Here is an 8,787-nt window from a genome sequence, read left to right as displayed (position 1 = left end):
TGTCTGGCGCCCCCCCGAGGGGGGGGGGGGGGTCTTAGCGCTGTGTGATCACGAGCTGGCTCGGTGTAGACGCGCTCTGGTCGGGGTTTCCACGGCAGGTGCGTACCGCCGGCCGTCGAGCGCCGGGAAGGAGCAAGGGACCTTTACTACCGCTTCCGGCACCGGGGCCCGCATGCCTCCAACGACCTCCAGCGGTCCGTGGGGGCCTCCTTGAGGGACCCAGAGTCCCTCAAGGAGGCCCCCACGGACCATCCTGACCTGCACAAAGGAAGCAAGGGACCTTTGCTAACGCCGCCAGGCGGGGCGCGGCGGGCGGCAGGTGGCGGCAAAAGGAATAGGGACGAGCTGGCATGTAAGCCGGATCCTGTCCCCGCGGCTCCTTGCGGCGCCGCGGGTGGCGGTCATCCATCTCGGCCTGCCGTTGCCGGCAGGCTCCAGCGGCCTACCCGCAGGCTCGGACGGGCCGTCCTCGAACGCCTGCGCAGGAGCGAACTCCCTCTTGGCCTTGCTCCGGGTGGGGTTTACCTAGCCGTCCCGGTCACCCGGGACGCTGGTGGTCTCTTACACCGCCGTTTCACCCTTACCCCCGCCCGTGCGGGCAGGGGCGGTCTGTTTTCTGTGGCACTGTCCCGCGGGTCACCCCGGGTTGCCGTTAGCAACCACCCTGCCCTGCGGAGTCCGGACTTTCCTCGAACCGGTTTCCCGGGTCGCGACCGCCCTGCCAGCTCGTCCGGCGTTCGATCGTACCGGTTCGGGCTCACCCGCCGCCGGGTGCGGTGGCGAACCACGCGGCCCGGCCCCGCTGCCGGTAGAGCGGCCAGCCGCCGAGGGTGACCTGGTCGGTGCCGTCGGGGCGGCGGAGCAGGCCGACGCGCCTGGGGTCGATGCCGCTGACGACGGGCGGGCCGGTGCTGAGCACGGGCGCCCAGCCCGCGGTGCAGACACCGGAGCAGGTGGCGGTGGGCGGGTCGGCGCGGTCGCGGTTGTAGCGGTAGAGGACGTTGCCGTCGCCGTCGACGACGCGTTCACCCCGGGGCCGGCTGACCGCGATCAGCCGCGTGGGAGCCGCGGCCGGGGCAAGCGCCGCGGTGGTGGGCGCTTCGACGACGGGACCGGACGCCGCCGGTTCAGGACCCGGCCACCACACCGCTGTGCTCCCGGCGACCGCGCTCACGATGAGCGCCGCCGCGACGGCGAGGGCGGTCGGGCGGGCTCGGCGCATCGATGTTCTCCTCTCGGGCGGGGCGCGGGCCGGGATGCTGTTCGCCGACCTCGGCGGTCCAGTGCTGGACGGCGGCGGGGCTGTCGAGGCCGATGACACCCACGAGCCGTCCGCCGCGGACGAATCCGGTGACGGGCCGCCCGGCGGGGGCGGGCGACTCCAGCAGCACGGTGTCGGTGCCGCGCATCGGCATCCCGGCGATCTGGATGCGTACTCCGTGCTGTTCGGACCAGTAGCGCGGGACCGGGGTGAACGGCGGCGCCTCCTGCGGTCCGGCGAGGAGGTTCTCCGCCGCGGCCCGGCCCATCTCGACCGCGTTGAGCCAGTGCTCGACACGCTGGGGTCCCGGCCCGAACCGGAGGTTGGGCCAGCGGGCGACGTCCCCGGCCGCGACGATGGTGTCCGAGCCGAGGACGTGACAGGTCGGCCCGCACAGGACGCCGTCGTCCAGTGACAGCGCGGCGCCGCGCAGCCACGAAACCGCGGGCACACTGCCGACCGCGACGACGGCGGCACCGACGTCGAAGACGCGGCCGTCGTCGAGTTCGATGCCGAGCCCGTCGACGGCCTGCCGCCACCGCCACACCGTGGTGCCCAGTGCGAGGCGGACGCCGCGCGCGGCGTGCAGTTCGGTGAGCCAGCCGCCGATTTCGGCGCCGAGGACGTTACCGAGCAGGACGCGTTCGCGGCCGACGAGGATGACGTCCCGCTCGAGCTCACGCAGGCTGGCGGCGACCTCGCAGCCGATGAATCCTTCGCCGATGACCGCGATCGGCCCCTTCGTCGCGGCCAGCGCGCGTTGCAGCGCCAGGGTGTCGGCCAGCGTCCGCACGACGACGACCCGCGGGTGGGCGTGCGGCGCGCCCGCGAGCCGCCGGGGCTCCAGCCCGGTGGCGATGATCAGGCCGTCGTAGCCCAGTTCCTCGTCGCCGGGCAGGCGCACGATGCGGCGCACGGGGTCGAGCTGGACCACCGGGGTGCCGAAGCGCCAGTCGGCGTCGATGTCGAGCGGGTCGGCCAGCAGGGTGTCGGCGCGGCTCATCGCGCCGGTCAGCAGCTGCTTGGTGAGCGCGGGCCGGTGATACGCCATGCCCTGCTCGGCGCCGACGACCACGATGTCACCGTCGAAACCCAGTTCCCGCAGGCGTTCGGTGGCGCGGAGCCCGGCCAGCCCCGCCCCGGCGACGACGATGCGCTCGGTCATCGTCCCGCCTCCTGCAGGTGGATGGCGCGCATCGGGCAGGCCCGCGCGGCGGCCTGCACGCGCTGGGTCTGCCTGACCCCTGGTTTGCGCAGGTATTCGAGCTGGCCGTCGCCCTGGAGGCGGAACACCTGGGGCGCCTCCGCCTGGCAGACGCCGTAACGGTGACAGCGACGGCTGTCGACACTGATCCGGACGGTGACGGCGGGTACGCCCGCGCGCTCGCCGTCCTCGCCGGAGACCAGGCCGACGCGGACGAGCAGTTCCGGCGGCACGATCCGCAGGACGCTGAGCACGATCGGCGGCGCGAGGGCGGTGATCCCGCCGAGCCACACCACCGCGAGGTGCCCGCTCGCGACCGCGCCGAGCCACGCGTGCACCACGAGCAGGCCGACGCCGAGGTAGCCGAGCTGGTGGATTCTGCCCCAGTTCCGCCTGGCGGCGCCGTAGCGCAGGCTCGCGGTGATCGAGATGGCGACGAGCAATTCGAAACCGAGGACGCCCATGGCGTGCCGGATCAGGCCGCCGCCGAAGAACGGCACCACCAGTTGGACGACCGACAGCGTGTCGCTGTTCTCCATGTACAGAAAGGACATTCCGTGCACCGCGCCGGTCGACAGCGCGAACGCGGCGAGCACGATGTGCCCGCCGCGCAAGGGTTTGTGCCCGGTGAAGCGGCGTACCCACCCGGCGGCGCCGAGCACGCCCCAGCAGAGCGACAGGCACATCGTCAGGTACGCGACGCGGCCGGAAAGCGCCGCGACCTGGCCGACACCTCCGTCGTGCGGGGTTGGGGCGGAGAAGCCGTCCAGTGCGGCGAGTGCGGCGAGCGGGGACATCGGGACACCTCCGGGTGCGCGGCTCATTTCTTTCCGGGGGAACCAAGCAGGCGGACCACGCCGAAGGTCGCGGCCGTGGCCAGCCCGGCCAGCAGTGCGCCCAGCGCGACCTCGCCGCCGCCGACCGTGCCGTCCGCGGCGGGCGACACCAGCAGCGACGTCGACTCCGCGACGCCGGTGCTCTCCAGCAGGGTCAGGTGCCGCAGCACGGTGTCGACGGCGACCTGGGCGAAGGCGCGGACGTCGTCGTTCTGGGTACCGGCGCGTACCTGGGAGGCGAGCCCGAAGAGATTGCCGTCGGCCGCGCGGACCCGGTTGACGTAGACGCGGTCGAGATCGGCACCGGTGGCGGCGGTGATCTGGTCGGCCCAGTGCTGCTGCTCCGGCGTCGGGACGGCGGGCAGCGTCATCCCGAACCGGTCGGCGAGCGCGCGCACCTGGACGTCGAGCCGCGCGTGGTCGTCGGCGAGCAGCGCACCGACGTCGCGCACCCGGCGGCCCGCGCCGTGCTCCTGCGCCTGCCTGCTCGCCGGGCCCGCCCAGAGCCCCGCCTGTTTGACGCTGATCAGCAGATCCCGGTCGAGCTGCCGGAGTTCGTCGGCGGTGGCCGGTGAAACGTTCCAGAGCAACGCGCCACCCGCGATCGCCAGTAGCGCCAGGAATCGGAACAGCATTTCGGCGTCCCTTCGGCAAGGAGTACTCACTGGGGGCTACGCGGACATCCGCCACGCGGTTCTCGCGTTCACCCGAAAAGATGTGTGATCCATATCACATTCACCGAATTAAGGCAATACTGGTCTTTTCACCTCGTCTCGCGCATGAATTGCGCGATAAACCCAGCCCATAGCCTTTCGCGCTATTCGGCGCTAGGCTCCGAGCCACCTCGGGTCCGGCCAGGCGAAGGCCACACACCCTCGTGGCAGCGGCACTCGGGCAACTCGGTCACCGCGAGGACGATTTCCCGTGGACAGTCCGAAGCGGACCGCGAATACCGGCCCGGCATCCGTGAGATCACTCTCGCGGACAATGCCGTCCGGCTGACGGCGAGCATTCCGGAGGCAACCGTGAAAGCACGCCCCGGAAGCGGGCGTGCGCATTATGGAAAGCGCCGGGAAAGCCGTCGGCACGACGAGCGAGCGAAAGGCCGGACGCGCCATACGGCGCCGCGCCGGACCGGCCGGGGCGCGGACATCGCCTACCGGCCGGTTAAATGACAATTCAACTATCCGGCCGGCACCGTCCTCTGACCTCCCGAGACCTATTGCTTTCTCCAGTAGTCTGCTCGAACCCGACGTGAAGGTCTCTACGGTGGATACCGAAGTAAATCCCGGGAGCCCGTCCGGCGGGGCTTCGGTACCGAAGCCCCCCGCCGTACCGCTGCCCGGGCGTGAGCGTGAGATCGGCCTGCTGACCAGGCTTTTCGCGGTCGCCCTCGAGGGCAGGGCCGCGGGGGCGATCCTGGTCGGCGAGTTCGGCATGGGCAAGACGTCGGTACTGACGGCCACCGCGGCGCTGGCGCGCGAAGCGGGGTTCACCGTCGCGCTCGCCACCGCCTCGCGACTGGAATCTCACCTGTCCGGCGGAGTCAGCCGGCAGTTGTCGGACAGTTTGCAGGACACGTTTCTCCGGCAGGCCAGCGAATCCGCGTCACCCCTCCCGCGCGCTCCGCACGTCACCGAACGCCTCGCGATCCAGCATCCCCTCACCGGGTTCGAGGAGGGTGAGGCCCTGGAAGCGTTCTTTCGCGCCGTCCGGTACGCGGCCGAACAGGCACCGGTCTTCCTCGGTGTGGACAACGTCCACGTCGCGGACGCGTGGTCGATGCGCTGCCTTGCCTACATCCGCCACCGGGTCACGGACCTGCCCGTGGTGATCGTGCTGACCTCGCTCGTCGGCCAGCCGCTCGGCGAGGTCGCCCTGCTCGAGATGTCCGGCTGCACCCCGCTGACGATCAAGCTCGGCGGTCTCGGCACCACGGCGGCCGCCGAAGTGCTCGGCCTCGCGCCCGGTGACCTGGTCGCGACCTGCCGCGAGGTCACCGGCGGGAACCCGTACCTGCTCAAGACCCTGCGCCCCCGGCTCGTCCCCGGCGCGGACCCGCGGGAGATCGGCGCGGCGGCGATCGGCCAGATCATGCACGCGCGGCTGCAGGAGTACCCCGCCGGGCGGGAGATCCTGCAGGCGGTGGCGGTGCTGGGCCAGGACGCCGCCTTCGACATCCTGGCCCGGCTCGCCGGCGTCGACGAGACCGCGGCGCTCACCGCGATCGACACGATGGTGCGCCTGCACGTGCTGACCGACAGCCACTGCCCCCAGCTCACCTATCCTTTCCTCCGCAACTCCGTGCTCGCCGACATGCCGGTGGCGACCAGGGCGGTGACCCACGCACGAGCGGCGAAACTGCTCTCCGACGCGGGCGCGCCGGTCGAGCGCGTCGCGGCACATCTGCTCGACGCCACCGCCGTCGGTGTCCCGTGGGCGATCACGACGCTGTGCCTCGCCGCCAAGCACGCGGTGTTCGGCGGGCAACCGCGGCTGGCCGTCCGCTACCTGCGGCGCACGCTGGAGGAACGGCTGCGCCCCGGCCGCCGCCTCGCGGTCCTGCTCCAGCTGGCGCACGCCGAGTACCGGTGCGATCCGCAGTCGGCGCCCGCCCGGATCCGCGAGGCCGTCGACAACGTCGGCGACCGGGACATGGCCGCGCGCATCGCGACCGCGATGATCCTCGCGCTGTGCGGCGGCCCGGACGCCCGGCTCGCGATCAGCGCGGCGGGTCAGATCGCCGCCCGGCTCGACGCGGGCGGGCCGGACGCCGTCTGGCCGCTGCTGTGCATGACCTACCTCGCCGAAGCGGGCAGCAGGCTCGGCCCGCCCCCGGACTTCCGGGACTTCGGCCAGCAATGGGCCCCGCTGACGGACCCGGCCGCGCAGCGCAGCCGCTCGGCACTGCTCGCGCTCGACGCCGTCCGCAGCGGCGAATGCGCGAAGGACGCGGTCCGTCATTTCGGCGACGCGCTCGCGGGCGACGAAGGAGAATTGTTCGAGCAGCACTACTTCTTCGCCCTCGCCACCGCCGTGCTCGCCGACGAACCCGCGCACACCGACCGGCTGTGCCGGGTACTCGACCTCGACCGCGAACCGTGGGACCACCACGTGCCCCGTGCCGCGCTGCCGACGCTGGCCCGCGGCATCGCGCTGCAGGCGGGCGGTGACCTGCAGCGCGCGAGTGTCCACTTCGAATCGCTGGTGCGCCAGTTCGACGAGCGGGACGCGACCACGATCTGCCCGATCGCGGTGCTGTGCGCGGCCCGGCTGGTCGAGTGCTGGGTCGACCTCGGCCGCTTCGAGGCCGCGACGTCCCTTTTGGACAGAATGGATTTCGTGGCCAGCCAAGGACTTTTCTCGCACACCTACCTGCTCTACGCGCGCGGCAGGCTGCGGGTGGCCACCGGCTACACCCGGTTCGGCCTCGAAGACCTCCTCGGCTGCGGCCGGCGGCTGGCGCACCACGGAATGCGATTCCCCGGCTTCGTCGCCTGGCGCGCCTACGCCGTCCGCGCCGCGCTCGTGCTCGGGCAGAGTGATGAAGCGACGCAGCTCGCCGAAGAGGACCTCTGCGCGGCGGAACGCTGGGGCGCCGCCCGTCCACTCGGGACCGCGCTGACCACCTTGGGGCTCGTGCGCGAGGACGAAGAAGCCGAGCGCGCACTGCACAAGGCCGTCGGCACGCTGGCTTCCTCGCCCGCCCGGCTGCACCTCGCGCACGCGCTGACCGAACTGGGCACGTTCCAGGCACGGCACGGGAAACCGGACAAGGCCACGGCCACCCTGCGCCAGGCTGTCGAGCTGAGCAAACAATGCGGGGCGCGGCCGCTCGGCCGCAGGGCCGCGGAAGAGCTCCGCGCGGCGCGCCGGACGTTGTCGCCTGCCAAGGAGAACGATCACGGGCTGACGCGGCAGGAGAACCGCATCGCCGTGATGGCCGTGCAGGGTCTCACCAACCGGGAGATCGCCGCCGCGCTGCACCTGACCCGGCGCACGGTCGAACTGCACCTTTCCGGTGCCTATCGGAAGCTCGGCATCACCGGCCGCGCCGAACTGCCCGGGGCACTCAAGTCCCATGGCGTGGACGGCCGTTGACCGGCGCGGGGGCCGCTGTTCTACTTCGGCCATGTCCGGCGCCCTGCTGACCCGCCGCCGCCATGTGGACTACGTCCGCGTGGCGGGATACCGCTGTTTCGCGTAGCACCTTCCGCGCCCATTTCACTTTTTCACCTTTTGTGGAGCGACCATGCCCGAAAACGAAGCACGGCTGCACGAACCGCTGAAGTTCGCCTACTGGGTGCCGAATGTCAGCGGCGGCCTGGTCACCAGCGACATCGAGCAGCGCACCGACTGGGGCTACGAGTACAACCGCGAACTGGCCGTTCTCGCCGAGAACAACGGCTTCGAATACGCCCTTTCGCAGGTGCGGTACACCGCCAGCTACGGCGCCGCCTACCAGCACGAATCGACCGGGTTCAGCCTCGCCCTGCTGCTGGCGACGCAGCGGCTCAAGGTCATCGCCGCGATCCACCCCGGACTGTGGCATCCCGGTGTACTGGCGAAGTTCATCGCGAGCGCCGACGTCCTTTCCGGCGGCCGGGCGGCGGTCAACGTCGTGAGCGGCTGGTTCAAGGACGAATTCACCAATCTGGGCGAACCGTGGCTCGAACACGACGAGCGCTACCGGCGTTCGGAGGAGTTCATCCGGGTCCTCAAGGAACTCTGGACGAACGACCACGCCGAATTCGGCGGCGACTTCTACCGGATCCACGACTTCGACATCAAGCCGAAGCCCTTGGCCGGGGACGCGCGGCCACATCCGGAGATCTTCCAGGGCGGCAATTCGACGGCCGCGCGCAAGCTCGCCGGCCGGGTGTCGGACTGGTACTTCAGCAATGGCAAGAACTTCGACGGATTCACCGAACAGGTCGAAGAGGTCAACGACTACGCGGCGGCGAACAATCACACCGTCCGATTCGGACTGAACGGGTTCGTGATCGCCCGTGAGACCGAGAGCGAGGCGAAGGACGTCCTACGGGAGATCGTCGCCAAGGCCAACGTCGACGCGGTGGAAGGCTTCCGCAACGCCGTCAAACAGGCCGGTAAGTCCACTTCGGACGCCAAGGGCATGTGGGCCGACTCGGAGTTCGCCGATCTCGTGCAGTACAACGACGGCTTCCGCACCGGCCTGATCGGGACGCCGGAACAGATCGCGCGGCGCGCGATCGAGTACAAGCGCCGCGGCGCGAACCTGCTGCTGCTCGGCTTCCTGCACTACCTGGAGGACGTCGAGTACTTCGGCAAGCACGTGCTGCCGGTGATCCGCGAGCTGGAAAAGGACATCGACCGCAGCGCCGCCACCCCCGAACCCCTGAGCGTCTAAGGGTTCTGTTCAGAGGTCGAGAAGTGGGGGGGGGTGTGGGGCCTCTGCGCGGCGGGCGCTCGGGGCTGGGTTGTAGGCGGTGTGGAGATAGAGGCCG

General features: G+C 71.0%; 6 protein-coding genes and 1 other RNA gene. 2 read left to right on the top strand and 5 right to left on the bottom strand.

The genetic code is table 11. The features are described from left to right. Positions 1–337 precede the first annotated feature (337 nt). From rnpB to ACFWX1_RS37525, 5 genes are all read right to left on the bottom strand, one after another. An RNA gene (rnpB, locus tag ACFWX1_RS37545) (RNase P RNA component class A) lies at positions 338–729 on the bottom strand. A gap of 28 nt (positions 730–757) precedes the next feature. Continuing rightward, entirely contained in the window at positions 758–1,222 is a 465-nt protein-coding gene (locus ACFWX1_RS37540; protein ID WP_378394581.1) for a hypothetical protein, read from the bottom strand. Then, positions 1,128–2,426: an NAD(P)/FAD-dependent oxidoreductase gene (locus ACFWX1_RS37535; RefSeq protein ID WP_378394580.1), complete on the bottom strand. Its 1,299-nt coding sequence runs from the start codon at positions 2,424–2,426 to the stop codon at positions 1,128–1,130. The genes ACFWX1_RS37540 and ACFWX1_RS37535 overlap by 95 nt, the downstream gene beginning before the upstream one ends. Further along, positions 2,423–3,262 (bottom strand): 4Fe-4S domain-containing protein, encoded by an 840-nt coding sequence (locus tag ACFWX1_RS37530; protein WP_378394579.1) that lies wholly within the window; start codon positions 3,260–3,262, stop codon positions 2,423–2,425. Before ACFWX1_RS37530 ends, ACFWX1_RS37535 begins: the two co-directional genes overlap by 4 nt. Before the next feature lie 23 nt (positions 3,263–3,285). After that, the gene (locus ACFWX1_RS37525) at positions 3,286–3,936 is read right to left on the bottom strand and encodes a DUF4142 domain-containing protein (protein ID WP_378394578.1); all 651 of its coding nucleotides are present in this window, start codon (positions 3,934–3,936) and stop codon (positions 3,286–3,288) included. A 634-nt stretch (positions 3,937–4,570) separates the two neighbouring features. On the opposite strand from ACFWX1_RS37525, the gene ACFWX1_RS37520 reads away from it, so the two are divergent. Both ACFWX1_RS37520 and sfnG read left to right on the top strand, forming a co-directional pair. Continuing rightward, positions 4,571–7,402: an AAA family ATPase gene (locus tag ACFWX1_RS37520; protein WP_378394577.1), complete on the top strand. Its 2,832-nt coding sequence runs from the start codon at positions 4,571–4,573 to the stop codon at positions 7,400–7,402. A gap of 151 nt (positions 7,403–7,553) precedes the next feature. Then, positions 7,554–8,690: a dimethylsulfone monooxygenase SfnG gene (gene sfnG / locus ACFWX1_RS37515; protein WP_378394576.1), complete on the top strand. Its 1,137-nt coding sequence runs from the start codon at positions 7,554–7,556 to the stop codon at positions 8,688–8,690. Positions 8,691–8,787: the final 97 nt, after the last annotated feature.

Origin of the sequence: Amycolatopsis sp. NPDC059021 (assembly GCF_042739895.1) — a bacterium.
Lineage (GTDB): Bacteria > Actinomycetota > Actinomycetes > Mycobacteriales > Pseudonocardiaceae > Amycolatopsis.
The sequence above is the reverse complement of the archived record's forward strand: the minus strand, read 5'-3'. Positions and strand labels throughout refer to the sequence as shown.

Coding starts and splice junctions, on each gene's coding strand:
- ACFWX1_RS37530 (WP_378394579.1), bottom strand. CDS start 3,262: ATGTCCCCGCTCGCCGCACTCGCCGCACTGGACGGCTTCTCCGCCCCA.
- ACFWX1_RS37525 (WP_378394578.1), bottom strand. CDS start 3,936: ATGCTGTTCCGATTCCTGGCGCTACTGGCGATCGCGGGTGGCGCGTTG.
- ACFWX1_RS37535 (WP_378394580.1), bottom strand. CDS start 2,426: ATGACCGAGCGCATCGTCGTCGCCGGGGCGGGGCTGGCCGGGCTCCGC.
- ACFWX1_RS37540 (WP_378394581.1), bottom strand. CDS start 1,222: ATGCGCCGAGCCCGCCCGACCGCCCTCGCCGTCGCGGCGGCGCTCATC.
- sfnG (WP_378394576.1), top strand. CDS start 7,554: ATGCCCGAAAACGAAGCACGGCTGCACGAACCGCTGAAGTTCGCCTAC.